The sequence below is a fragment of the Pseudarthrobacter sp. CC4 genome (assembly GCF_048957775.1).
In the GTDB taxonomy this organism is placed as follows: Bacteria; Actinomycetota; Actinomycetes; order Actinomycetales; family Micrococcaceae; genus Arthrobacter.
Genome location: NZ_JARCCZ010000005.1, coordinates 38,037 through 61,631 on the forward strand (window position 1 = coordinate 38,037; position 23,595 = coordinate 61,631).

The window sequence follows — 23,595 nt, forward strand, 5'->3', positions numbered from 1 at the left end:
TGTCGGTTTCACCGAAACGCTCTATCAGTTGGTGCCGGGACTACGGCGTCAACTGATAGAGCGTTTCGGTTTTTTCCGCAGGAACTGAGCGAGCGTTGTGGCTAGAGCTGGAGGGTGGCCGGCCGCTCCAGTCCGTTGACCGCCGTCGAGGGCCAGCGGGGGTCGACGGTGAGGACCCGCAGGCCCGTTGCGGTGAGCTGGACCGTGTCCTCGATCTTGACGCCGGGCCCGGACGGGTTCCAGGTGAAGGCCTGGTCCAGGACCACTGTGTCCGTCGCGGCGGCCGTAACCCGGGGGTCACGGCCCGCGTAGCCGGCGGGACCGCCCTGGTGGTGCTGCTCCCATTGGTCCGCGCCGAAGCCGTGCCGGGCGTAGGAGGCCTGGATCTCGGTGAAGATCCGGTCCAGCCGTGCTCCGGGGACCGTGGCGTCGAAGATGTCTGCTTCCACTGCGGCGATGCGTGCCTCGGCGTCGCGCTCTTCCGCCGTGCCGGCGTCGAACCTTACCCAGCGGGTGATGTTGGCAACCAGGCCGTCCCGACGGGCGCACACGACGGCCATCGCGCGGCGGCCCAGGGGCGAGTGCGTGGCCAGCGGGTGCCGGAACCCGCTGCGGCTGCTGCCGTTGCACAGCAGGACCAGGGGCTCCGCGCCGGCGGCGACAACCCGGCCGGCCAAGGCGGACACCAGCTCGAACTCCGTGGTCTCCGGCCGGGCCGTGGAGAGGACGTCCGTCATGATCACGGCAACCTCGGCGCTGAGCCGGGCATAGCGGGTGCTCTCGGCCGGGAGCAGCTGCTGGCGTGCGGCGCGCAGCTCCGACGCCACGTCGGCTTCGGCCAGCGGCGCTGTGCCACGCCCGGCTGTGCCGCCTTGGGCGGCAGTTCCACCCGGGCCAGTTCCAGCCGAGGCAGTACGTCCGACGGCGGCAGCGGCCTCGTGCAGGTTGCCGTACCAGGGCACAGAGTGCAGGGCGACGCCGGCCGGCAGCTCCTCGGCGGCGATCCGGCCGGCCTCATTGTTGAAGGTGACGAGGTGGTCGCCCTCGCGGTCCACGAGAAGGGCGGCGATCGGATCGCCGGCCAGGCTGATGTGCACCCGGCTGCCGTCCAGGTACCACGTCAGCGCGGTGTTGGTGGTCAGGAGCAGGGATTCCCGCCCTGTGGCGTCAAGGATGTCCAGCACGCGCCGGCGTTTGATGGCGCGGTCCGCCGCGGAGGCCGGGGCCGTCCTGCCCGAATGCAGCGTTTTGTCGGCTGTGGTCTGGCTCATGAACGGTTCCCCTGCTGGTTGATGAGTGCTTCGATGTCGGTGGTGCCCAGGATCCCGTCGGCTACGAAAACGGTGATGCTGCGTTGGACCGGACGGCCTGGTTCGGCGATGACCGGGGTGTCCCAGGCGAGGGATTGGCCGACGCCCGGGTAGCCGTCCACGCGGACGAACCAGGGGTCGGTGGAGCCCTCAGCGGCGACGAAGACGAGCGTGGCGCTGCCGGCGGGTGCCCCGGCGCCTGATGCCCCGCCGACTGGCGCGCCGCCGTCGAACTTTGCAGCCCAGGCGAGCCAGGGCGTCACCGAACCGTGCACCCTGGACTCGCCGGAACCGGCGGACGTCCATACGGTGGCGGCCTCGCACGCGGGCAGCCGCCAGAAGAACCCGCCGTACCCGCCTTCAAGGCGGCCGTTGGAGCCGGGGCTCCCGAGGCTGACGGGCTGGCCGCCCGCGGGGGAGAGGGCGAAGTCCAGGGACATTCGCCAGATGGACGGGCTGACGCCGGCCCAGGTCCAGGTGCGCTCCTCGACGAGCACCGGCGCGCCGTCGGGACCGTTCCAGCCCAGGAGTTCCTGTAGCTTCCCGTCCCGTCCGCCCGTCCGGGCAGCTGTTTCTTCGACGAGGGTGTCCCGGACCGTGATGCTGCCGTGGTCCGGGCGCCAGACGTACTGGCCGGCTTCACGGGTATAGGTACGGCCGCCCCAGAAGTTGATGCCGTCCACGTCCTGCAGCGCCACCCCGACGCCGAGATGCCACACGTGGTCCAGCGGCTGGTGGTCCGTCACCACCGTGCCCGCCAGGGTCCGGACGGGATGCAGGTAGGGGCGGGGCGAGGACACTGCCCGGATCCGGCTGCCGTCCTGGTACCCGGCAACGGGCTTGCGGTCCACAGTGAGCGTGCGGGCCGGCGGCAGGTCCCGGGCCCAGCGAACACCCAGCTCGGCGAAGGTGCCCTGGGCCTTGAGGGCCCTTTCGATGACGGCTGCGATGCCGTCAACCACGGGGTGGGCGTCGTCGCCTTCGCCCTCCCAGGTGACATGTTCCGGCGGGATGGGCTGCGGCGCCGGGGCCGTCCGGATGGCTTCCAGCACTGTCGTGAAGGCGCCGGTGTCCGCCAGCGAACACAGCAGCGGCGTGCCCGTGGAGCGCGCGGCCAACAGGTTCTCCAACAGGTCCGTACGGCCGAACGTCTCCCGGCGCTCGCCGTCCGCGGTGCTGAAGACCACCTGGTCCTCGGTGTAGAAGAAGGTGATTTCGCCCTGGGTGCCGTGCACCGTCACGGACGGGTTCTGCTGCTCCGGCGCGCACAGCGTCAGCCCGCAGGTGACGGTGGTTCCGCCGGCGGTGCGCACGCGGAGGACGGAGGTGTCGTCGCTCTCGGTATCGTGTGCCCGGTACAGGTCCGTCTCCACCGATTCCACGTCCGCCAGGGTGTGCGCCCCGGCCAGGTGGAGCGCCGTGGCCACGGCGTGGGCCAGGGCGTTGGTTGCCACCCCGTCCACCACGTCGGTGCCGTCCAGGTTGCGCTTTCCGGCCCAGCGGGAGCGCTTGAAGTACGCCTTGCTGCGCACCCATTCGCCCCTTGCGCTCACGCCGAGGATGTCTCCGATGCCGCCTGATGCGACGTGCGCCCGGATGGCGGGAAGCGCGTGGGACCCGAAGCTTTGGAAGCCCACCTGGACCAGGCGTCCCGCGGTTTCGGCTGCGGCCAGCATTTCCCGGAACTGGGCCAGCGAGGCCACCGGCGGCTTTTCCACATAGACGTCCTTGCCCGCTGACAGGGCTGCGAGGGCCAGGGGAGCATGGGTCTGGATGGGGGTGGCGAGAATGACGACGTCGACGCCGGGGTCTGCTGCCAGCAGTTGGGCCAGGTTGTCGAAGACAGTTACGGATTCCGCGAGCCGTCCAGGGGCCGGCGGGTTGGGGTCCGCGACGGCGACGAGTTCCACGGTGCCGGCCTGTTCGAGCCTGGCGAGGTTGGCGAGGTGTTGTTCGCCGAAGCCGTGGACGCCCACCAGGGCGATGCGCTGGACGCCCCCGGGGGCGGCACCTCCCGTGGCGTGGCGGCCGCGCTGCGCTGTGGCGGATTGATCAATCATGAGGTGGGTCCTTGGTAGCTGAAGGGAGGAAGGGTTTTGGGGTCTTTGGCGCCGAGCGAGGCGGACAGGAAATCGATCGCTTCCTGTTGCATGCCTGCGGTGAAGACGTGGCCCCCGGGCCAGAAGCTCCCGGTGTAGCTGTCGGGGCTGTGCAGGGACTCCAGTATGCGGTGGGCGCCGCGCATGCCGTCTTCAGGGAAGAGCTGGTCCGCCAGTGCGTACTGCACCAGCAGGCGGCGGGCCGCGGCCCGGGCGGAGAGTTCCGGCAAGTCACCCAGCTTCCACAGCCCCGGCGTCTGCAGCAGCCATGAATGGGCGTCGAGGTAGGCGGGCAGAAGCGACTGGAAGGTGGTCATCATGCACGTCACCACGTAGCTCTTGATGCGGGGGCTCAGCGCGGCGAGGGCCAGGGACCGGCCCCCGCCGCCGGAGAAGCCGATGCAGCCGAGCCTTTGCTGGTCCACGTCCGGCAGCGAGGCGAGGATCTCCAGGGCAGCGAGGTCGTCGTGGGCCACCATCCCGGCGAGGCTGGTGCCCAGCAGGCCGGCGGTCTTGGCCACGGTTTCCTCGTGGAATCCGGCGGCGGCGTTGTACACGTCGGCCTCGGAAGGTACGACGCCGTCCTGCCGCCACTGCGCCTGCCTCGCCTCCAGCGCGTCGGCCGTCCGCCAAGGCGGAACCGATAGGTCAAAACGGCGGCTGCCCCAGCCGAACGTGTCGTGGGCCAGGACGGCGGAACCGGCACGGGCCAGGTCCGTGGCCAGGGCGCGGCCGTCGTAATGGCCGGCCCGGGCGTTTTTCGCGGAGGGATGGGACTTGGGGAGTTCAACCAGCCGGTCCGCGCCGCCGAACTTGTTGCCGCCGTGGCAGTGCAGGGCCAGGATGCCGGGCAGCGGCCCGGAAGCGCCGGCCGGGCGGATCAGCCACCCCGTACTCCGGGGACCGAAGCCCAACTGCCAGCTGAGCTGGGAGGTGGTGACGCCGTCGTACGTCTCCTCCCATTGGACGGTCACGTCAGGAGACGGCAGCGCCCCGGGCACGCCGAGGGCGTCCGCAAGTTCCTGGGCTGCAATGGTGGCAGCCTGGTAGCGGGGGTGCTGCTGGACATAGGCGGGCCAGTCTTCGTAGCCGGCGATGGCGCTGGGCCTGACGCGCTGGCTGCTACCTGTCATTGGCTGGCCTCCTGTTCCGATGTGGTTTTGATGGCGTGGATCAACCGGGGACCAACCGGGGGTCAGGCCGGTTTGGAGCCGGCTTCTTGAAGCCCCTTTCGCGCCGCCCTGCGGCGAGATCTTCCCGAACAGCACATCCGCGCCAAGAGAGATTCCGTGAGACGAAACCGCACTGTTGCGTCCCCTGGGCCCTTCGATTCTATTCGTAGGGACAGACCACGCGGAAAGCGTTTTCTCAAAAACTAGCAAAGGGCTATACACGAGTCAAGAAACCGTTTACTTTGGTACGGAGCCGCTTTTTCAAACCCCCACCTCCCGGCGGCGCGGGGCCTCCCACTGCCAATAACTTGGCGGGGATGCCGCCCCGCAGCGGGAGCACACCTCCGCCCAGGGCGGAAACACCAACGTGGAGGCCACGATGACCAAAGGAGACCACATGGCCGCTAAGCACATACCGGAGGTACCGCGCCCGGCAGGAATGCCGGCAGCGGCGGTGCCATCAAGACGAATGGGGCGCCACCAGTGAGCGCCATCAGCGAACTCAGCTCCATTACCCGGCGAAAGGGCAAACTCACCGCCGCGGAAAAGAAGGCCAACGGCAGGGACAACAAGGCCGCCTATATCTTCCTGCTGCCATGGCTGGTGGGCCTGGTGGCGATCACCATCGGCCCCATGCTGATGTCCCTGTACCTGTCCTTCACCGACTACAACCTCCTCCAGCCTCCGGAATGGGTGGGCCTGGACAACTTCACCCGCATGCTCACGGACGCCCGGCTGCACAACTCGCTTGGCGTGACCTTCACGTACGTGTTCATCGGGGTCCCGCTCCAGCTTGCGGTGGCGCTGCTGATTGCCCTCGTCCTGGACAAAGGCCTGCGAGGCCTGCCGTTCTACCGCTCGGTGTTCTACCTGCCGTCCCTGCTGGGCGGCTCGGTTGCCGTCGCTATCCTCTGGAAGCAGATTTTCGGCACCACCGGCCTGGTGAACCAGGTCCTCGCCATGTTCGGCATCCAGGGGCCCGGCTGGATTTCTGACCCGAGCACGGCGCTGGGCTCGATTATCCTGCTGCACGTCTGGACCTTTGGCGCCCCCATGATCATCTTCCTGGCCGGCCTGCGCCAGATCCCGAACATGTACTACGAGGCGGCCAGGGTTGACGGTGCCACCACCCTCCAGCAGTTCTGGCGGATTACCCTCCCCATGCTGAGCCCGATCATCTTCTTCAACCTCGTGCTGCAGATCATCGGGTCCTTCCAGTCGTTCACCCAGGCGTTCATCGTCTCGGGCGGCAACGGCGGCCCTTCGGACTCCACGATGTTCTTCACCCTGTACCTCTACCAAAAGGGCTTCGGCCAGTTCGACATGGGCTACGCCTCCGCCATGGCGTGGATCCTGCTGGTGATCATCGGTGTGTTCACCGCCATCAACTTCATCGCTTCTAAGTATTGGGTTTTCTATGACGACTAAGCTGGAGACGCTGCCCGCCACGGACAAGAAGTCCGGAGGTGCCGGCAAGCCTACGAACCATCGCAAGCCCCGCGAGTCCCGCGGAACACTGGCCTTCAGCAAGGCCCAGCGCGGCAAGGCCCTGATGAAGCACGCCGTCCTGATCCTTGCCGGCGGGTTGATGATCTACCCCCTGCTGTGGATGGTGGTTTCATCACTTCGTCCCAACGAGCTGATCTTCCGCGAACCCGGACTCTGGCTCAACAGCCTGGAAATGAGCAACTACACCTCAGGCTGGTCGGCCCTGACGCATCCCTTCGGCCACTACATGATCAACTCCGCGATTGTGGTGATCGGCTCGATCCTTGGCAACCTGGTGTCCTGCTCCATGGCCGCGTACGCCTTCGCCCGTCTTCAGTTCACCGCGAAGAAGCTGCTGTTCGGCATCATGCTGCTGACCATCATGCTGCCGTTCCATGTGGTGATCGTTCCCCAGTACATCCTTTTCTCGCAGATTGGCTGGGTGAATACGTTCTGGCCGCTGATCGTGCCCAAGCTGCTGGCCACCGAAGCGTTCTTTGTCTTCCTTATGGTCCAGTTCATCCGCGGCATTCCCCGGGAGCTGGATGAGGCCGCAAGGATCGACGGCGCAGGCCACCCCCGCATCTTCCTGCGGGTCATCCTGCCGCTGATGGTCCCGGCCCTGGCCACCACCACAATCTTCACGTTCATCTGGACGTGGAACGACTTTTTCGGCGCCCTGATCTACCTGACGGACCCCGACATGTTCACGGTTCCTGTCGCACTGCGCGCCTTCGTGGATTCGCAGTCGGCTACGAGCTGGGGATCGCTGTTCGCGATGTCCATCGTGTCGCTCCTGCCGGTCTTCCTCGTGTTCCTCTTCGGCCAGCGGTTCCTCATCAAGGGCATTGCCACCACAGGCATCAAATAGCAGTCCCGGCTTTTACACGCCTCCCTCGCCGGCCGCGGTACTAACTGCGCTGCAGGAAGCGGCCCGTCCGCCGACGGGCCGCTTCCGAGGTCCATAACATTCTGAAACATCTTGTAATACAAGTTTGCTACTTGTATTCTTAGACCAAGAAAACGGTTTCCCGTTTCGGTGCCACCTCGTTTGAGATTCATCCCCTAACTCCAGCCCCAGCACCAAGATCAAAGAAGATCGGAGCACCAATGCCGCTTTTTTCCCGCTCTGCCCCTGCTGCAGCCAAGCAGCCGGCAGCAACATCCTCCACGGGCGGACGACGCCGCCGACGTAAGACTGGTGTTGCAGCAGCTGCTGCCGCCGTCGTCATGGCTCTGAGCCTCAGTGCCTGTGGCGGGGGATCCGGTCAACAAAACGCTGACGGCCCCGTCGAACTCCGTTTCTCCTGGTGGGGCGGCGACAAGCGGGCCCAGCTGACCCAGGAAGCCATCAAGAAGTTTGAGGCCGAAAACCCCAACATCAAGATCAAGCCGGAATTCGGTGACTGGAGCGGTTATTGGGACAAGCTTGCCACCCAGGTGGCGGCGAACGATGCCCCGGACATTATCCAGATGGACGAAAAGTACATCACCGAGTACTCCAGCCGCGGAGCCCTTCTTGACCTGTCCAAGTACGACATCGACACCTCCAAGCTCGACGAAGCGGCACTGAACGCGGGCAAGGGCGAAGACGGCCTGACTGGCATCGCGGCCGGCATCAACGCCGCCACCATCCTGGCGAACCCGAAGGTTTTTGAGGCTGCCGGTGTTCCGCTGCCTGACGACTCCAAGTGGACCTGGGAGGACTTTGGGCGGATCGCCTCCGAGGTCACTGCCAAGTCCCCGAAGGGCACCTACGGCGCTGCCGCCTACGGGACCGACGAGGCGTCACTCGGAGTCTGGCTACGCCAGAACGGCAAGTCCCTCTACACCTCCGATGGCAAGCTGGGCTTCGAGCCGGGCGACATCGCCGAATGGTGGGCGTTCCTGAAGCAGCTCAGCGAGAACAAGGCCGTTCCGACCGCATCCGAGGTTGTGGAAGCTGAGGCCGCCCCGCTTGACCAGTCCGGACTCGCCACCGGAAAGAACGGCCTCGCATTCTGGTGGTCCAACCAGGCTCCTGCCTTGGAGAAGGCATCCGGCAGCGACTTGAAGATCCTGCGGTTCCCCAGCAAGACCGGGTCATCCGCCGATGCGAAGCTTTGGTACAAGGCTTCCCAGTTCTGGTCCGCGTCCTCACGCACCAAGCACCCTGAGGAGACCGCCAAGTTCATCAACTTCCTGGCCAACGACGTCAAGGCCGGCGAGACCCTGCTGGCTGACCGCGGCGTCTACCCGAACTCCGAGGTCCGTGCGGCCATCGAGTCCAAGCTGACCCCGGCGGACGTGAAGGTGGTCAAGTTCATCGACCAGATCAAGGACGAACTGGGCGAAGCCCCCGCGCCGCCGCCGAAGGGTGCCGGGGCCATCCAGGAAATCATCAAGCGCTACACTTCCGAGGTTCTCTTTGAGAGGCTGTCCACGGAGGAAGCCGGCAAGAAGGCCCACGCCGAAATGAAATCCGCAATCAGCAGCTAGTCTTCACGCCGCCAACACGGCTTGGGACAACGTGGGTGGGCGCCTCCTCCGCCCACCACGTCCGACGGCGGGCGGCAGCTTCGCCCCGGCTGGAACCATCAGGTTCCAGCCGGGGCGGAGCTGTCTAATCTTGTGGCGGCCAGGGAAGAGCGCTTTCCCTGGACCGTGGCCGTCCGACACCTGCTCCTTGCGCATGGACGCGTTCTCCCCGCCTATAGACGCGCGGCGGCATCACCCTTCCCGGGAGTTGGACGGCATCGTGGGGTGGCGACTGTGCGACTGCCGGGGCCCGGGCGGGGCGGGCCGGATGTGCACGACCGGGTGGCTCCGCTCCCGGGTCCATCTGGTGTGGCCCCCTACCGTCTTCCTGAGGTACCGGGAATGTTCCGGGGAGGGGTGGTGCGGTGGAATAGTAGGTGTGGCCGGTTGGGGTGGTGGTTGCCACTGTATGCCGCGGGCCGGGCACGCGTTCTGCCGCCCAGCCGCCGGTTTCCTTGGTGTGGTTGCAGGCTTCGCAGAGGCCTTGGCCGTTGCCGGCGCTGGTGGCTCCGCCGCTATGCCAGGAAGCGATGTGATCGTGATGCCTGATGGGGGCGTCGCAGTACGGGGTGCGGCAGGTTTCGTCCCGGACTTGAAGGAAGCGCTTCAGCCCCGCCGGGAAAAGCCGGGCTTTGGCATCCATGGCCATCAGGTCCCCGCTGCCGGGGGCGGTGTAAAGCCGCCGGACCCACACATCAAGCTCGCGGCGAACAGCAGCGGCGTGGTCGCCCGCGGCACCCTCGCCTCCTGCACCCTCGCCTCCGGCACCGTCGCCGGCGGTGCCGTCAGCGGCAGGAGAACCGGCGCTGCCGGTGCTTGGGTCTGTGGCCGGCATTCCCGCGGCCGATGTACTGGCAAGGGCGATGTTTCTGGCCGAGTCTGCGGGAATGGTGCCGTACCCGGGAAGCCGGGCGGTCTCTGAATCGGCCTTGAGCAGGGCGCGGTCGGTCATAACGAGCTGAATCTCCACCCCGCTGATGCCGGCCGGGGTGCCGGTAACCCTGTCGACGAGGGTGTCGGCCATAACTTGCCCCCGGGACCGTTCGTCTCCTGCAGAGCGGGCGGCATCGGCGTCCCTGGCCAGGGCGGCGTAGGCGGCGACGCCTTGGGCAACGGGGAGCATCGCGGTCAGGTAGGTCATGGTGTCAGGGGCCGGGCGAAGGCTCACGGTCCGTTCGGTAACCGCTCGTGCGGCCCGCTTTGCGATGGAGCGGGGGTCCCGGCGGTACGCCGCGGCGCGGACTGCGGCGACGATGGCGCGGTCGCCGGCGCCGTCGAGCGTGCCGGTGTCGGCAGCGAGTTCCTCATCCACGCCGGCACGGTCCTCCACCGTGAGACAGATGGTTTCCTTCACGATCAGGGTGGCGCGCCACTCGTTCAGCTGGCCGCTCCGAAAGGCGGCGAAGGTGGGGGGCATGCCCGTAAGGGCTTTGGCCAGGCCCAGCAACCGGGACCCCCTGGCCGGGGATTCCCGCCGTGCCAGTGCGATCTGCGCCGCGACACCGGCGCCCTGCTCATCCACGGGCACGCCGGCGTCAGCCTGCTCCTGCCGCTGCAATAGATCGAAGGCCACAGCAAGCCGGGCCTGCTGCGCGCCGGCCAGGCATTTCAGGTCCTCCCACTGCCGCATCTGCTCAACCATCCCCGCACTATCGCGGGCCACAGGAATACCAGCCAGAACGGCCAATGCATCAGCGAGGGTCGGCGCGGCAGGCAGGGACGCAGGCGCGCCTCCGGAAGCCGGAACAACAGGCGTTGGGTGGGGTGTATCGGCAGCGGTGGGAATGGCACGCGATGCGTGGGGTTTATCGGCAAAGGTCGGAATGGCAGGGGAGGAGTCCGGCTTATCCCCTTCGATAACCACAGGCGAGGGCTGCGGCACGCTGGCAGCAAGGGGCACCCGAGGCTCCGCCCCCAGCACTGCAACCGTCCCCAATACCGCTTCCATAGCCAAAGTCTTCCACCAGGGTGTGACAACGACAGCCACCCAAAAGCCCTATGTGGAAAACGGGAAAAGCCGCTCCGCCCTGTGCCGCTCCGCCCCAAGCGGCCCCGCCTCCAGGCCGCCCTGTGCAAAGCGGAACGGCGACGCCAAAGGAGGCGCCGCCGTCGCACGTTCTTAGGCGCGGGTGACTAGCCCTCCGCAACTACCGCCACGCCGCCCGCCGGGACCCGCCCCGGAAACGGTTCGCCGGTCAGCAAATCCTGGCCGGATGCCTCTACGGCGGCATCCGAACGCGTGTGGTTGATCGCGAAAAGGAAGCCCTGCCCGTCGGCAGAGCGCCGCCGCACCAGTTCCACACCAGGGTCGGCCGCAGCAGCGGGGGCCACACCGGACTCTTCCAACAGCCGGTCCACCACGGAATCAATGCCGTCGGGATCGGGGAACGTGGCCAGGTACCAGGCCGCTCCCGAACCCACGGCCCGTCGCGTGAGGGACGGTACGCCTTCCAGCGGATACTCGGTAAACGCCTGCATGGCTTCCGCGCCGGCCAGGTGGACGTGCTCGCTCCAGATGGAAGAAACGGTCCCGTCGCTCAGCTTCAGCTGCGACCCGGCCAGCAATGGATGGAACTCCTCAACCCGAACGCCCAGCAGCTCCCGGAAGGCCCCTGGATAGCCGCCCAGCCGGACGTGGTCCTTCCCGTCCACGATCCCGCTGAAGTAGCTCACCAGCACAGTGGCGCCGGCGGAGGCCGCGGCGGAAATGTTGGCCGCGGCCTCGTCAGTGACGGTGTACAGGGTGCACACCAGCACGAGGTCGTATCCATCAAGGGAAGCGGAAGGGTGCACGAAATCCACGGACACGCCCCGAAGGAACAGCGCGCGGTGGAACGCCCGCTGCAGGTCCAGGTACCGCACGTCAATGCTCGGCTTGGAGTCGATCTCACTGGCCCACCAGGCCTCGTAGTCGAACACGATGGCAACCCGCGATTCCACGCGCGAACCGCGCACCGGAGCCAACCGCTTCAGGTCCGCCCCCAGTTCCACCACCTCGCGCCACACCCGGGTGTCCCGGCCGCCGTGCGGCACCATGGCCGAGTGGAACTTCTCCGAGCCGGCGAAGCTTTGCCGCCACTGGAAAAACATCACGGCGTCGGCACCGCGGGACACGTGCGCCAGCGAGTTGCGCAGCATTTCCCCGGGCATCTTGGGCCGGTTTCGCGGCTGCCAGTTGACGGCCGACGTCGAATGTTCCATCAGGATCCACGGGTCCCCTTCCGCGATGCCGCGGGTGAGGTCCGCGCTGAACGCGAGTTCGATGTGCCGCTCCGGATCGGCGGCCACGAGGTAGTGGTCGTTGGCGATGACGTCCAGGTCCTTGGCCCAGTCAAAGTAGTCCATGGACTTGGTGGCGCTGGAAGCCATGAGGTTGGTGGTGCACGGCACCCCCGGTGTGACTTCCCGCAGGACCGCCACGAGTTCGCGGTAGTAGTCCATGAGTACCCAGGAGCTGAAGCGCTGGAAGTCCAGCTGCTGCCCCGGATTCAGCGTGGAAGGCGCGGCTGCGGGCGGCGGGATCTCCTCGAATGAGCCGTAGTTCTGGGACCAGAACGCGGTGCCCCAGACGGCATTCAAGGCCGCGATGCTGCCGTACCGCCGCTCGAGCCACAGGCGGAACGCGGCGGCGTCTTCCTCGCCGTAGAACTCCGAAACGTGGCAGCCCAGTTCGTTGTCCACGTGCCACAGCGCCAGGGCGGGGTGGTCCTTGTAGCGCTCCGCGAGCATCCGGGTGATGCCGCTGGCGTAGCGGCGGTAAACGGCCGACGACGGCGTGTAGTGCCGCCGTGACCCCGGGCCCAGCACGGTTCCGTCAGCCGTGACCGGGAGGATTTCCGGATGCTTCCGTACCAGCCATGCCGGGGGAGCTGCGGTGGCGGTGGCCAGGGCGACCTTGACGCCGATGCCGTGGAGGTTGTCCAGCACCTCATCGAGCCAGCCGAAGTCGTACTTCCCTTCGGCGGGTTCCAGCAGTGCCCAGGAGAAAATTCCCACGCTCAGGAAGTTCACGCCCGCTTCCCTCATCAGCTCCAGGTCCTCCAGGCGGACGCTGACGGGCCACTGCTCTGGGTTGTAGTCCCCGCCGTAGGCGATGCCTCCGATGTTGTTCCAGACGCTGGCCGGCTGGGAGATATCCTGCGAATCCATGGGACTCCTTCATCTAATGAGAGGGCTGTGGCACTGGGAGAAAACGTGTTCTTGGAAAACGCTTGCCCATATTCATGGAAAACGCTTGCCCGCAGCCGGGAATGCCGATATTGTATCGATTCAGAAGCCGTGTAAGCCAGCTCACTACTCCCGTTGCAGGTGGGCGACAGCATTGCACAGATCGAGCAAGGAGGCTCCCATGATCAACAGAAGGCATTTCCTCACCACCGTGGCCGTCGGCACCGCATCTGCTGCGGCCCTCGCGGCGTGCGGAACGGGCTCCAGCTCTTCCGGAGGGGCCGGCACCGCCGAGAAGCCCGTCACCATCAATTACACCTGGTGGGGCAACGATGACCGTGCGGAGCGCACCCGCAAGGCCATTGCCCTGTTCGAGTCGAAGAACCCGGATATCAAGGTCAACGGCAACTTCACCGACTTCGCCGGGTACTGGCAGAAGCGTGCCACCGAAGCTGCCGGCGGCGGCCTGCCCGACGTAATGCAGTGGGACCTCTCCTACTTGCGGGATTACGGCCAGCGCAACCAGCTCCTGGACCTGGGTACCGTCAAGATCAACACGGATGCCTTTGACAAGTCCCTCCTGCCGTCCGGCCAGATCCGGGGCAAGACCTACGGCATCCCCACCAGCACCAACGCCTTCGCCGTCTACTACGATCCCGCCAAGCTGGCCTCCCTGGGCATTGCCGAGCCGGACGGCACGTGGACCTACAAGGAGTACAACGCCTTCCTCGCCGAAGTAGGCACCAAGGGCAACGGCGCACTTTTCGGCTCCACCGACTACACCGGCGTCTGGTGGATGTTCAACATCTGGCTGCGCCAGAACAACATCCAAGCGTTCACTGAGGACGGCAAGCTCGGCTTCACCAAGGATGACCTGAAGAAGTGGTGGAACCAGGCCGCCGCCCTTCGCGGCACCCCTGCCCTCGTCTCCGAAGAGCGCGTCACCCAGCTCGCCCCCAAGTCCCCCTTTGGCTCGAATGTCACCGCCAGCGAAGTCACCTGGGACAACTTCATGGCTGCCTACCTCGGGGACAGCGGCGCCAAGGAGCTCAAGCTTGTGCCGGTGCCCTCGGATGACCCGGACAACCTGGGCCTGTTCCTCAAGCCGTCCATGCTGATGGTGGCCAGTGCCAAGACCAAGTACAAGGATGCTGCTGCCCGCTTCATCGACTTCATGGTCAACGACCCCGAGGTGGGCAACATCTTCAAGACCTCCCGCGGCGTTCCGGCGTCGAAGACCCAGCGGGACGGCACCACCTTCGAAGGTACTGACAAGCTCGTCGTCGACTACGAAAAGTCGATCGAGCAGTACCTCAAGGACGCTCCCGAGCCGCCCATCGTCGGTTTCGGCACCCTCGAGACATCCTTCAAGCGGGTCAGCTCGGACCTGAACTACGGCAAGCTGACCATCGACGGTGCAGCCGATTCCTGGTTCAAGGAAGCCGAAGACCTCATCAAGCAGAACGCCTGACCAGGCAGACTGACTGACCAAGACGTCCACAACTGACGGAATGAACCCGTGACCCAAAGCCCAACCCTGAGCAGGCGTTCGACGTCGTCCGCCTCCCCGCTGCCGCGCAAGTCGCGGCAGCGGGGGGTGGACGCCCGCGCCGGCTATACCTTCCTGCTGCCCTGGCTGCTGGGATTCATCGCCCTCACCATCGGGCCGATGATTTCCTCGTTGTATCTGTCCTTCACCAACTACAACCTGTTTGATCCGCCCAAATGGATCGGTTTCGACAACTACACCACCCTCTTCCAGGACGAGCGGTTCCTGCAGTCGGTGGGCGTGACCGTCAGCTACGTTGTGTTCGGTACCCCGCTCAAGCTCGCCGCCGCACTGGCAGTGGCGATGCTCCTGAACAGCAAGCGCCGCGGCCAGGGGTTCTACAGGTCCGCGTTCTATGCCCCGTCCCTGATCGGCGCCTCGGTGTCCATCGCGATTGTCTGGAAGGCCATGTTCGGCGATTCCGGCCCAGTGGACCAGGGCCTGTCCCTCTTCGGGATCAACCTCGGCGGGTGGGTGGGCAACCCGGCCATGACCATGCCGATGTTCATCCTGCTGACCGTGTGGCAGTTCGGCGCCCCGATGGTGATCTTCCTCGCCGGCCTGAAGCAGATCCCCAACGACCTTTACGAGGCCGCGTCCATGGATGGGGCCGGGCCGGTGCGGAAGTTCCTCAACATCACCTGGCCCATGCTGTCGCCGGTGATCTTCTTCAACCTGCTGATGGAAACCATCCACGCGTTCCAGATCTTCAACTCGGCCTACATCATCTCCAACGGTGAAGGCGGCCCGGCCGGCTCCACCCTCTTCTACACCCTCTACCTCTACCTGCGGGGCTTCAGCGACTTCCGGATGGGCTACGCCTCGGCCATGGCCTGGCTGCTCCTGATCGTGGTGGGCATCCTGACCCTGATCATCTTCCGCACGTCCAAGTCCTGGGTCCATTACAGCGGTGATGCAAAATGACAACCATGGCAACCCCCACCCAGTCCGCCCGCGACGCACAGGTGCCGCACTACAACCCGAAGGCCGAATCAGCGGGTGCGAAGCGCGCCAAGAGCACCATTTTCCACGTCGTGGCGCTGGCACTCACGGCCGTGGTCCTGTACCCGGGCCTGTGGATGATCGCCTCCTCGTTCAAGCCCAATGCCGAGATCGGCGGCGCGAACACGTCGCTGTGGTCCAACAACTTCAGCTTCGACAACTTCGTCACAGCCATGGACGGGATCGGCGGGGTCTCCACCCTGCAGTTCTTCACCAACTCCCTGATCCTGGCCGTCGGTGCCGTGGCGGGAACCGTCCTCTCCGCGTCGGTCTCCGCCTACGCGTTCGCCCGGATCAAGTTTCCCGGCCGCAGCGTGTTCTTCGGCATGATGATCGCCACCCTGCTCCTGCCTTTCCACGTGGTGATCATCCCGCAGTACATCGTGTTCCAGCAGCTGGGCCTGGTGGACACGTACGTGCCGCTGCTGATCGGCAAGTTCCTCGCCGCCGACGCGTTCTTCGTGTTCCTCATGGTCCAGTTCATGCGCAACCTCCCCGGTGAGCTGGACGAGGCGGCAAGGATCGACGGCGCCGGCCACGTCCGGATCTTCACGTCCATCATGCTCCCGCTGATGAAGCCGGCCCTGATCTCCACCTCGATCTTCTCCTTCATCTGGAGCTGGAACGACTTCCTGGGCCCGCTGCTCTACCTGAACACCCCGGACAAGTACCCGCTGCCCCTGGCGCTGCGCCTCTTCGTGGACCAGACCCAGTCCTCGGACTACGGCGCCATGATCGCCATGTCCGTCCTGGCCCTCCTGCCCGTGCTGATCTTCTTCCTGGTGTTCCAGCGCTACATCGTCGAAGGCGTCTCCACCCAGGGCCTCAAAGGCTAGTGCCGGGAACCCGAGACAGAAAATGAGCGTCATGGACAGCACCACACCCGCCCCCAACCATCACGAACCCGTCCCGGTGAACCGCTTCGCACTGTTCTCCGAGACCCTCCTGGCCGGGGTGCTGGTCCTGGTGCTCTCCATCCCGCTGGTGACGATTCCCGCCGCGTACGCGGCGGGAATCGCCCACCTGGAACGGCACCTCTCCGGCCGCGACGATTCCGTCCGCGGCCTCTGGGGCACGTTCAAAGCTGCCCTGCCCGGCAGCTGGAAGCTGGGAATCACGACGGCGGCAGCCGCCGTCGTGATTGTCCTCAACCTGCTGCTCGCGTGGGTGGGGCAGCTGCCCGGCCGCGAAGTGGTCCTGCCGGCCACCGTGATCCTTGCCGCCGGGGCGGCCATCCTGCTGCTGCGCACCGCCGCCGGGTGGCCTGACGCCGCAGTCTCTTCAAAGGACGGCAAGAGTGCCTGGCGCTTGGCGCTCGAAAATGCCCAATCGCTGGCCGTCGGGGACTGGACCGGATCGCTCCTGCTGGCTGCCGCACTCTTCGGGGCAGTGGTTTTCGTCTGGATGCTCGCAGCACTCTTCGTGGTGGTTCCCGGCACCCTCATCCTCGCCGCCGCGGCGGTCAAACTGCGTTCCGCCCGCTGAACATTTTTCCTGGTCCTGCCCGCCACTATTGAGTTGAGTCCGACGTGTCTTCCGACCGCCAGCGTTCCGAACAGTCCGTCCATTCCCCGCAGGACCAGCCCCGGTGGTACCAGCCGCTGACGCAGCGGAACTACCGGCTCTTCCTGGCCCTGGTGTTTGCAGGGAGCGTGGGTGTGTGGATGCAGCGGCTCGCCCAGGACTGGCTGGTGCTGCAGCTGACCGGCAGTCCCGCCGCCGTGGGCGTGGCCGTTGCCCTCCAGTTCCTTCCCATGCTGGTGGTGGGGCCCCTGAGCGGCCTGCTGGTGGACATGTTTTCCAAGCGGCGCATCATGCTGGCCTGCCAGGCCGTCGTTGCCGTCCTGGCCCTGGGCCTGGCGGCCTGGGCGGCGACCGGCACCATCACCGTCTGGGCTGTCTACGCCAGTTGCGCTGCGCTCGGCGTGACGTCGGCCATCAACCAGCCTGCCATCCAGGTGTTCGTTAACGAAGTGGTAGGCGACGCCGCCCTCCGGCCCGCAATCGGCCTCAACAATGCAACCGGCCAGCTGGGCGCCATGGCGGGGCCGGCCTTGGCAGGAGTTGTCATTGCGCAGGCAGGAACGGCCGCGGCGTTCGCGGCGAACTCGTTGCTGTGCTTGCTGGTCCTCGGCCTGATCGCGGCCATCCGTCCTGCCGAGCTGCACACAAGCGTTCCGGTGGTTCGCGGGCAGGGCCGGCTCCTGGCCGGGTTCCGCTACGTCCGGGAACGGCCTCCGTTGCTGCTGGTCATTGCCCTGGCCGGGCTGTTGGGTGTGTTCGGCATGAACGGGCCGGTGGTCTTGGCGGCGTTCGCCGAGCGGGTGTGGCACAACGGCGTTGAAGGGTTCGGCCTCTTCAATACCGTCAGCGCCCTCGGTGCCCTGGCCGGAGCGCTCCTGGCAGCCCGGCTGAGAAGCCTGGGCCGGAAGGGGATCGTGGCCGCCGCCGGCCTGTTCGGGCTCTCCCAGTTGGTGGCTGCCCTGATGCCCGACCTCGTCCTCTTCACTGCGATGCTTGCGGTGGTGGGCCTCATGACCCTCCTGTTCCTGACCAGCGCCGCCACCGCGGTCCAGCTTGAAGCCGGGCCGGAAATCCGTGGCCGCGTGATGGCCCTCTACCTTCCGCTCCTGCTCGGCGGCCATGCCCTGGGCGGCCTCCTGGCCGGCTGGTTGACCGAGCAGTTCGGCGTGCGCCTCGGCTTGGTGGCCACCGGCGCCGGAGGCATGCTGTCAGCCGCCGTCATCGGATTCCTGCTCTGGCTGAACTCCCGGAAAACCTAAGCCCGCGTACGGCGCGGGTGCGGATCACCGGGACGGCGAGAACGTCCAGGTGCCGGCAAGGACGCGGAACTCCACCTTGGCTGCACCGCTGGCCGTGCCGCCGTCGGGATGCATGCCCGGTTTCGCGGCACTCGCCGGAGTGGAATGTTCGACGGCGGCATCCGCCGCAGCGTCCTTGGCCCGGGACGTGACCCGGTACCTGCCGGCCGGCAGCCGGACAACTGCGGTGGTTCCGGCCGGAATGGTGCATTCCAGCCGCACCAGCCCGTCTTCCCGGCTCCAGTTGGCCTCCACATATCCGTTCGCCGCAGGCACGGAGCCGCGGGCATGTTCCAGCCGGCACAGCGGTGGCTCGAGCACCAGCCCGCAGCCTCCCGGTGAGCTGTACCGGACGCCCAGCAGGTGTTCAAGGATCTCCTTGGCCACGGATGCCGACCAGGCGTGGGACTGGCTGTAGTCCGTTCCCTCCACCAGGTCCCACGCCTCCCAGGTGAAGGTGGCACCGCGGTCCAAAAGACGTGCCCAGCCGGGCTGGTCCTTGTCCGTCAGAAGGTCCAGCACGGCGTCCGTCAGCCCCTGGGAAAGGAGTGCGCGAACCAGGCGGTGCACGGTCATGGGCCCCTGCATCATGCCCAGGCCGGCGATCCGCCGGGCGTCAGAGGCCGCCAGTTCCGGCTCAGTGATGCCCAAGGACAGCGGAAAGGACGTGGCGTGCTGTGAGGCGTGCGAGCTGGGTGTGCCGTCGGCGTGCAGGCCGTCCACCATCACACCGTCCACGCGCAGGCGGGCGCGGATTGCGCCGGCCAGGTGCCGGGCAGATAAGGCGTAGCGGATGGCGGCCTCGTGGTCGCCCGCCAGGCTGCAGAGCCGGGACGTGGCGACGAGTGCAGAATAGGCCTGGGCGTTGACGGTTGTCTTGGCCGCGCACTCCATGTCGTAGCCGAACCGGCCGGGTTCGGGCCAGTCCACGATGCCGTGCAGGTAGGGGCCGGAACCGCCGCCCAGCCGGGTGACCAGTCCCGCCGTCGGACCATCTGCCGGAATGTACCGCAGCGCGTAGTCCGCGGTGTTGCGGCAGTGCGGCAGCAGTTCCCGGATCAGGGCGAGGTCCCCGGTGCGCAGATGGTACTCCTCGGCCCACTCGGGAATCATGAGGGAGAAATCCGGGATGTCGCGCTTGCCGTCCCCATTGGGGTATACCGCGTTGTAGCGGCCGCGGTCTTCGCCGTCTGTCCAGTACCGGGCCGCCGACCAGCCGAACTCCCGCAGCGCCTGGGCGGTATAGGCATGTTCCCCGAAGAGCGCCATCGTGGCGTAGGAGATGTTCACGGCGTCCGCCAGGAACTGGCCCTTCTCCCGCGTAGGGGTGTCCACGAACTGCTCCTGGACGCCGAACAGTGCTGAGTCCCGCAGCAGCTTGAAGACATCATTCAGGGCGGGATCCGAACTGCTGAAGCTCGCCTCGCCCGGGTGCCGGCCGTGCACCACCAGTGCGCCCAACCGGTTCACCTCTGCGGTGTCCACGCCGGGAAGCTCAAGGTAGCGGAAGCCCAGGTGCACCGTGGCCCGGAACTGCTGCGGGCCCGCCGACTGCGTATACGGGAAGGACATGTCCGTGTTCTGGCTTGCCGTCCTTCCGGTGTCCACCCGTCCGTCGGACCGGAGGGTGTAGCCGGTACGGATCATCAGGGTGCGGCCGGGAACGCCGTCCAGGAAGTCCACTTCGGGGCGCCCGGGAAGGACCTGGCCGAAGTCCGCCACCAGCGTGCCGTCGTCAGCCGCCAGAAAGGCCTTGGGCGCGGCGAATTCCTGGGCAAGGAAAGTGCGGCGCGGGTGCAGCCGGGGAAATTCCGGTGCCGGGTGGCCGCCGTAACTGATCGCGGCGGGCAGGTCATCGGCGGCGAAGGGAGCCGCGGCGGCAGCATGCCCGTCCAGGTGTTCCACGGGGTCGCCCTCGTCGTTGCGGTACCCGGACTGCCGGTAGGGCGCCTCGCCTGCGGTCCAGTCCGCTCCGGAGCCGAACACTTCCCGGCGGCCGTCCGTGTACTGCACGCTGATGTGGATCAGCAGGCCGGGCAGTCCGGCGGCGCGGCCTTGGCCCGGGCCGTACCAGTGGAGCAGGGCCGTCAGCGGAACAGCTGTGGCCGGAGGCTGGGCGGCGAGCAGCCCGGTGACGTCTGCGGCGTCGTAGTAGCCTTCGCCCGGATAGCCGAAGGATGTTGTGCTCAAGCAGGCGGTACCGGCCAGGGAGAGCTGCGCGTGGTGGTTCGCGGCCAGGAACACCCGCGCGCGGCGCACTGTACCGGTCAACGTCAGGGTGGTCCGGAACAAGGTCCATTCATCCGGCTGGCGGTGCGCCGTAGTGGAACTCCAGTGGGCCAGGCAGGCGCGGGCGTGGTCCCCGGCGGCGTTGAACTTGTGGTCCAGCAGCAGGGCGCCGGCGGTGGTGATGCGAAGGGACGCGTACTCGGCCTGGGTCCGCGGACCCTGGTGCAGGGCGAGTTTGCCGGCGGACCCGGCAGCGGCCGGCTCATGCACGGCCAAGAGTTCCACACCGTCCAGGGAGACTGTGATGGCCAGCCCGTCATCGGTGACCGCCAGGTCCTGCCACGAGCCGGACGCCAGGTCCTGGCGCGGCAGCCGGGCCGTGGCCAGCTCGGCGGTCTCCGGGGCGCCCGGGGCGGGAATGTCCCATTGCGGTGCATGCCGCAGGACCACCTCGCCCGCCGTGTTGAGTTCCAGCAGCAGGCCTGTGCCGGGTCCGTTGCTCCGCAGGATCAGTCCCGCCCATCCCATGGCCGGCCGGACGCGGGCTTCAAGGCGGAAGCTGCGGACAGGCGGGCAGGGAACCGGCAGGAACGGCGAGCCCGCCACCCGCAGGGCGTTGTCCAGGATTTCCAGGGGTGCGCGGCCGCCGGGCACCCTCCTGATCCAGTCCGCCTGCCAGGAAGGATCGGCAAGCCCGGTGCTGAAAGGCTGCGCCGCGGACCAGGCCCCGGGCATTCCTGTTGCGTCGCGGACCCGCACGCGCCAGGCATAGTCTGTGTCGTCGTCGAGCGCTGGCCCGCGATAGGGGACGCCCCGCTGGGCGGCGGAGGGGACCGGCCCCGAACTCCAAAACTTCACCCCTTGTGAGTCTTCCACCGTGATTTCAAAGCCGGTCTGCAGTGCGCGCGCCGGGTCTGCGCCCTCCTGCTGGGCGAGTTGCCAGCTGAAGGTGGGCCGCGGCGTGGCCGTCAGGCAGGCCGCGAGGCCGTCGGTCAGGAGGTTGACGGCGTGCAGCTGGCCGGTGGCGGTGGCTGGTGCTTTGCGTGCCGGGGCCTTTCCTGCCCACTGCCGGCGCATCAGGAAACCGGCAGGCTGAAGGCGTGAGGGGCACTGGTGGCCCACGGCAGGCCCAGCTCGCTGAACGTGGCATGCCCGCGGCCGGCACGGTCCAGTGCCGGCTCGATGTCAAGGACGACGGCGCGGGCTGCTTCACCTGCCCCCTCCCACCGGACGTGCGCATCACCGATGGGCGCGGGCGGCGGAGCGGTCCGGACCGCTTCCAGGACCAGCATGAATGCGCCGCTGTCCAGCAGCGGGCTGGTCAGCGGGGTTCCGCCGTTCCGGTGCGCCAGGAGGTTCTCGGTGAGGTCGTCGCGGCCATAGGTTTCCTCGGAGGTGCCGGCCGCCGTGGTGACGCTCAGGCGGTCCTCCGTGTAGTGGAACACGGCAGTTCCGGCTGATCCCTGGAGGGTGACGCAGGGCTCCACCGATTCCGTCGCGCAGATGGTGAGGGCGCAGGTGATGGGCAGGCCGGACACCGTGCGGATACGGATCACCGAGGTGTCATCGGACTCGATATCGTTGGCACGGTACAGCTCGGTTTCCACGGACACCACATCAGCCGTGGTCCGTGCCCCGGCGATCCTCAACGCCGTTGCCACGGCATGCGCCAGGGGATTGGTGGCCACACCGTCCACCACGTCCACGCCGTTGATGCTGCGCTTTCCGGCCCACCGTGAGCGTTTGTAGTACGCCCGGTCGCGGACCCAGCGGCCCGTGGCCGAAATGCCCTGGAGCGTGCCGATGGTGCCGTCCGCCAGCAGGTCTTCGATGGCCTGCAGGGCATGCGAACCGAGGCTCTGGAACCCCACCTGGACGCTTCTGCCCGATGCCGCGGCTGCGTCACAGAGCCGGTTGAAGTCCGCCAATGACGCAACGGGAGGCTTCTCCAGATAGAGGTCCGCGTCTGTCCGCAGGGCCGCCAGCGCCAGCGGGGCATGGGTCTGGATGGGGGTTGCCACGATGACCAGGTCCAGCGTCCGGGTGGCGGCGAGCAGCTCGGCCAGCCCCGGATAGACCGCGGCCGACGGCGGGAGGGAACCGGCTTCCGGCGGCTGCGGGTCCGCCACGGCAATGAGTTCGACGGCGCCTGCCGCCTGGAGCCGTTCAAGGTTGCGGAGGTGGTGGGTGCCGAAGCCGTGCACGCCGACGAGGGCCACCCTGGCTGCCCTGCTGCCGTCCATGGCAGGCGCCCAGGCCCCGGCGGACGCTTCGGCGGACGCTTCGGCGGGCGTTTCGGTGGAACGGGTGCCTCCTGGCGTTCCCATGGTTCTCCGTTCTGCCCGGCGGGCACTGGCCGTTGCGCGAGCAGGATTCAGCAAGCGCTTTCCACCAACCAGTGTGCGGGACGGGAAGGGGTGGAGTCCAGTTATGTAACGATTCAAAAATTGGCTTGACCCGACCGCCTCAGGGGGTCTAGATTTTCGAGAAACCGATTACTGGCGTGACGCGGACCACTACCGCCTTCGCCTCTGCAACGATGGAGAAATGGAGGGAGCTGCGCCATGCCGTCTGGATCCTTCAACGCCCGTGCCTACTCGTTCTTTGACACGCTCCTTTGGATCGCCTGCCTGAACCTGCTGTGGATCTTTTTTGCCGTGGCTGGCGCGGGCATCCTCGGTGCCGGTCCGGCCACCGCGGCCGCCCACATCGCAATACGAAAGCGGGTGCGGGGGAATGAGGCTCCGCTGGCTCGGAGCTTTGCTTTCCACTACTTCAGCAACTTCGGCAGAGCCAATGCCATCGCCCTGCCCGTCATGGGTGTGGCGGTAGTCCTGGCCATGAACTGGAACTACTTTTCGCGCTCCGGCGATGTCATTTCGCAGCTCGTTGCGGCAGGAATCTTCGTGGTGGCCATCTTCCTGGCCGGGGCAGCGTGCTACCTCTTTCCCATGTATGCGCGGTATGAGCTGCCCCTGGCCCAGTACCTGCTCACGTCGTCCCGTTTTGCCTTCCGCCATCTGGCTGGAACGGTCATCCTGCTGTTCATCTCCGCTGCCGCGTTCTATGCAAGCAGCACGGTCCCCGGCCTGATCCCGTTCTTCAGCGTCGGCGCCTGGCTGTTCGTTACAGGCTGGCTGTGTGACAGGTTCTTCAGCGCCAATGACGAATCGGTCGCCACGGCGGAAGCGGCCGCCCCCGATGATGCCGTGCCGGTGGCCTCAGTGGCCTGACCCGTCG

General features: G+C 66.8%; 16 protein-coding genes. 9 read left to right on the forward strand and 7 right to left on the reverse strand.

Features of this window, described 5'->3' with window-relative positions; translation table 11 throughout:
• Window positions 1–101: 101 nt before the first annotated feature.
• The 3 genes from PV768_RS05625 to PV768_RS05635 are packed head-to-tail and all read right to left on the reverse strand — an operon-like array spanning window position 102 to window position 4,542.
• On the reverse strand, window positions 102–1,271 hold the full coding sequence (locus PV768_RS05625) for a M24 family metallopeptidase (RefSeq protein WP_421092488.1): 1,170 nt from the start codon (window positions 1,269–1,271) through the stop codon (window positions 102–104).
• The gene (locus PV768_RS05630) at window positions 1,268–3,370 is read right to left on the reverse strand and encodes a DUF6807 family protein (protein WP_421092489.1); all 2,103 of its coding nucleotides are present in this window, start codon (window positions 3,368–3,370) and stop codon (window positions 1,268–1,270) included. The genes PV768_RS05625 and PV768_RS05630 overlap by 4 nt, the downstream gene beginning before the upstream one ends.
• On the reverse strand, window positions 3,367–4,542 hold the full coding sequence (locus PV768_RS05635; RefSeq protein ID WP_421092490.1) for an acetylxylan esterase: 1,176 nt from the start codon (window positions 4,540–4,542) through the stop codon (window positions 3,367–3,369). The genes PV768_RS05630 and PV768_RS05635 overlap by 4 nt, the downstream gene beginning before the upstream one ends.
• A 522-nt stretch (window positions 4,543–5,064) precedes the next feature.
• Between PV768_RS05635 and PV768_RS05640 the strand changes: the two genes are divergently transcribed.
• The 3 genes from PV768_RS05640 to PV768_RS05650 all read left to right on the forward strand — a co-directional run bounded on the left by PV768_RS05640 (window position 5,065) and on the right by PV768_RS05650 (window position 8,547).
• Window positions 5,065–6,009: a sugar ABC transporter permease gene (locus tag PV768_RS05640; RefSeq protein ID WP_321214363.1), complete on the forward strand. Its 945-nt coding sequence runs from the start codon at window positions 5,065–5,067 to the stop codon at window positions 6,007–6,009.
• Window positions 5,999–6,940, forward strand: coding sequence for a carbohydrate ABC transporter permease (locus tag PV768_RS05645; RefSeq protein WP_421092491.1), 942 nt, complete (start codon window positions 5,999–6,001; stop codon window positions 6,938–6,940). Before PV768_RS05640 ends, PV768_RS05645 begins: the two co-directional genes overlap by 11 nt.
• Before the next feature lie 239 nt (window positions 6,941–7,179).
• Window positions 7,180–8,547, forward strand: a complete 1,368-nt coding sequence (locus PV768_RS05650; RefSeq protein ID WP_421092492.1) for an ABC transporter substrate-binding protein — start codon at window positions 7,180–7,182, stop codon at window positions 8,545–8,547.
• 124 nt (window positions 8,548–8,671) lie between these two features.
• Here the strand turns inward: PV768_RS05650 and PV768_RS05655 are convergent, their stop codons facing one another.
• Complete coding sequence (locus PV768_RS05655; RefSeq protein WP_421092493.1) at window positions 8,672–10,228, reverse strand: HNH endonuclease; 1,557 nt, start codon at window positions 10,226–10,228, stop codon at window positions 8,672–8,674.
• Between the two features lie 491 nt (window positions 10,229–10,719).
• A complete protein-coding gene (locus PV768_RS05660; protein WP_421092494.1) occupies window positions 10,720–12,735 on the reverse strand; it encodes a beta-galactosidase in 2,016 nt (671 codons plus the stop codon).
• Between the two features lie 199 nt (window positions 12,736–12,934).
• Between PV768_RS05660 and PV768_RS05665 the strand changes: the two genes are divergently transcribed.
• Genes PV768_RS05665 through PV768_RS05685 form a run of 5 tightly spaced genes read left to right on the forward strand, consistent with a single transcriptional unit; the run spans window position 12,935 to window position 18,087 of the window.
• Complete coding sequence (locus PV768_RS05665; protein ID WP_421092495.1) at window positions 12,935–14,224, forward strand: ABC transporter substrate-binding protein; 1,290 nt, start codon at window positions 12,935–12,937, stop codon at window positions 14,222–14,224.
• Between the two features lie 48 nt (window positions 14,225–14,272).
• Window positions 14,273–15,226, forward strand: coding sequence for a sugar ABC transporter permease (locus tag PV768_RS05670; protein ID WP_321214359.1), 954 nt, complete (start codon window positions 14,273–14,275; stop codon window positions 15,224–15,226).
• Entirely contained in the window at window positions 15,223–16,140 is a 918-nt protein-coding gene (locus PV768_RS05675) for a carbohydrate ABC transporter permease (RefSeq protein WP_421092496.1), read from the forward strand. The genes PV768_RS05670 and PV768_RS05675 overlap by 4 nt, the downstream gene beginning before the upstream one ends.
• A 22-nt stretch (window positions 16,141–16,162) precedes the next feature.
• Window positions 16,163–16,789: a Poxvirus protein I5 gene (locus PV768_RS05680; RefSeq protein WP_421092497.1), complete on the forward strand. Its 627-nt coding sequence runs from the start codon at window positions 16,163–16,165 to the stop codon at window positions 16,787–16,789.
• Window positions 16,790–16,833: 44 nt separating this feature from the next.
• On the forward strand, window positions 16,834–18,087 hold the full coding sequence (locus PV768_RS05685) for an MFS transporter (protein WP_421092498.1): 1,254 nt from the start codon (window positions 16,834–16,836) through the stop codon (window positions 18,085–18,087).
• A gap of 24 nt (window positions 18,088–18,111) precedes the next feature.
• Here PV768_RS05685 and PV768_RS05690 read toward each other — a convergent pair whose 3' ends face one another.
• On the reverse strand, window positions 18,112–21,432 hold the full coding sequence (locus tag PV768_RS05690; protein ID WP_421092499.1) for a family 78 glycoside hydrolase catalytic domain: 3,321 nt from the start codon (window positions 21,430–21,432) through the stop codon (window positions 18,112–18,114).
• Complete coding sequence (locus PV768_RS05695; RefSeq protein ID WP_421092500.1) at window positions 21,432–22,682, reverse strand: Gfo/Idh/MocA family protein; 1,251 nt, start codon at window positions 22,680–22,682, stop codon at window positions 21,432–21,434. Before PV768_RS05695 ends, PV768_RS05690 begins: the two co-directional genes overlap by 1 nt.
• A gap of 237 nt (window positions 22,683–22,919) precedes the next feature.
• Here PV768_RS05695 and PV768_RS05700 point away from each other — a divergent pair, with 237 nt between their 5' ends.
• Complete coding sequence (locus PV768_RS05700; RefSeq protein ID WP_421092501.1) at window positions 22,920–23,588, forward strand: YesL family protein; 669 nt, start codon at window positions 22,920–22,922, stop codon at window positions 23,586–23,588.
• The last annotated feature ends 7 nt before the right edge of the window (window positions 23,589–23,595 follow it).

Bases quoted from the DNA above. Each gene is read 5' to 3' on its own strand.
- PV768_RS05625 (WP_421092488.1), bottom strand. From the start codon at position 1,271: ATGAGCCAGACCACAGCCGACAAAACGCTGCATTCGGGCAGGACGGCC.
- PV768_RS05630 (WP_421092489.1), bottom strand. From the start codon at position 3,370: ATGATTGATCAATCCGCCACAGCGCAGCGCGGCCGCCACGCCACGGGA.
- PV768_RS05635 (WP_421092490.1), bottom strand. From the start codon at position 4,542: ATGACAGGTAGCAGCCAGCGCGTCAGGCCCAGCGCCATCGCCGGCTAC.
- PV768_RS05645 (WP_421092491.1), top strand. From the start codon at position 5,999: ATGACGACTAAGCTGGAGACGCTGCCCGCCACGGACAAGAAGTCCGGA.
- PV768_RS05650 (WP_421092492.1), top strand. From the start codon at position 7,180: ATGCCGCTTTTTTCCCGCTCTGCCCCTGCTGCAGCCAAGCAGCCGGCA.
- PV768_RS05655 (WP_421092493.1), bottom strand. From the start codon at position 10,228: ATGGTTGAGCAGATGCGGCAGTGGGAGGACCTGAAATGCCTGGCCGGC.
- PV768_RS05660 (WP_421092494.1), bottom strand. From the start codon at position 12,735: ATGGATTCGCAGGATATCTCCCAGCCGGCCAGCGTCTGGAACAACATC.
- PV768_RS05665 (WP_421092495.1), top strand. From the start codon at position 12,935: ATGATCAACAGAAGGCATTTCCTCACCACCGTGGCCGTCGGCACCGCA.
- PV768_RS05675 (WP_421092496.1), top strand. From the start codon at position 15,223: ATGACAACCATGGCAACCCCCACCCAGTCCGCCCGCGACGCACAGGTG.
- PV768_RS05680 (WP_421092497.1), top strand. From the start codon at position 16,163: ATGAGCGTCATGGACAGCACCACACCCGCCCCCAACCATCACGAACCC.
- PV768_RS05690 (WP_421092499.1), bottom strand. From the start codon at position 21,432: ATGCGCCGGCAGTGGGCAGGAAAGGCCCCGGCACGCAAAGCACCAGCC.
- PV768_RS05695 (WP_421092500.1), bottom strand. From the start codon at position 22,682: ATGGGAACGCCAGGAGGCACCCGTTCCACCGAAACGCCCGCCGAAGCG.
- PV768_RS05700 (WP_421092501.1), top strand. From the start codon at position 22,920: ATGCCGTCTGGATCCTTCAACGCCCGTGCCTACTCGTTCTTTGACACG.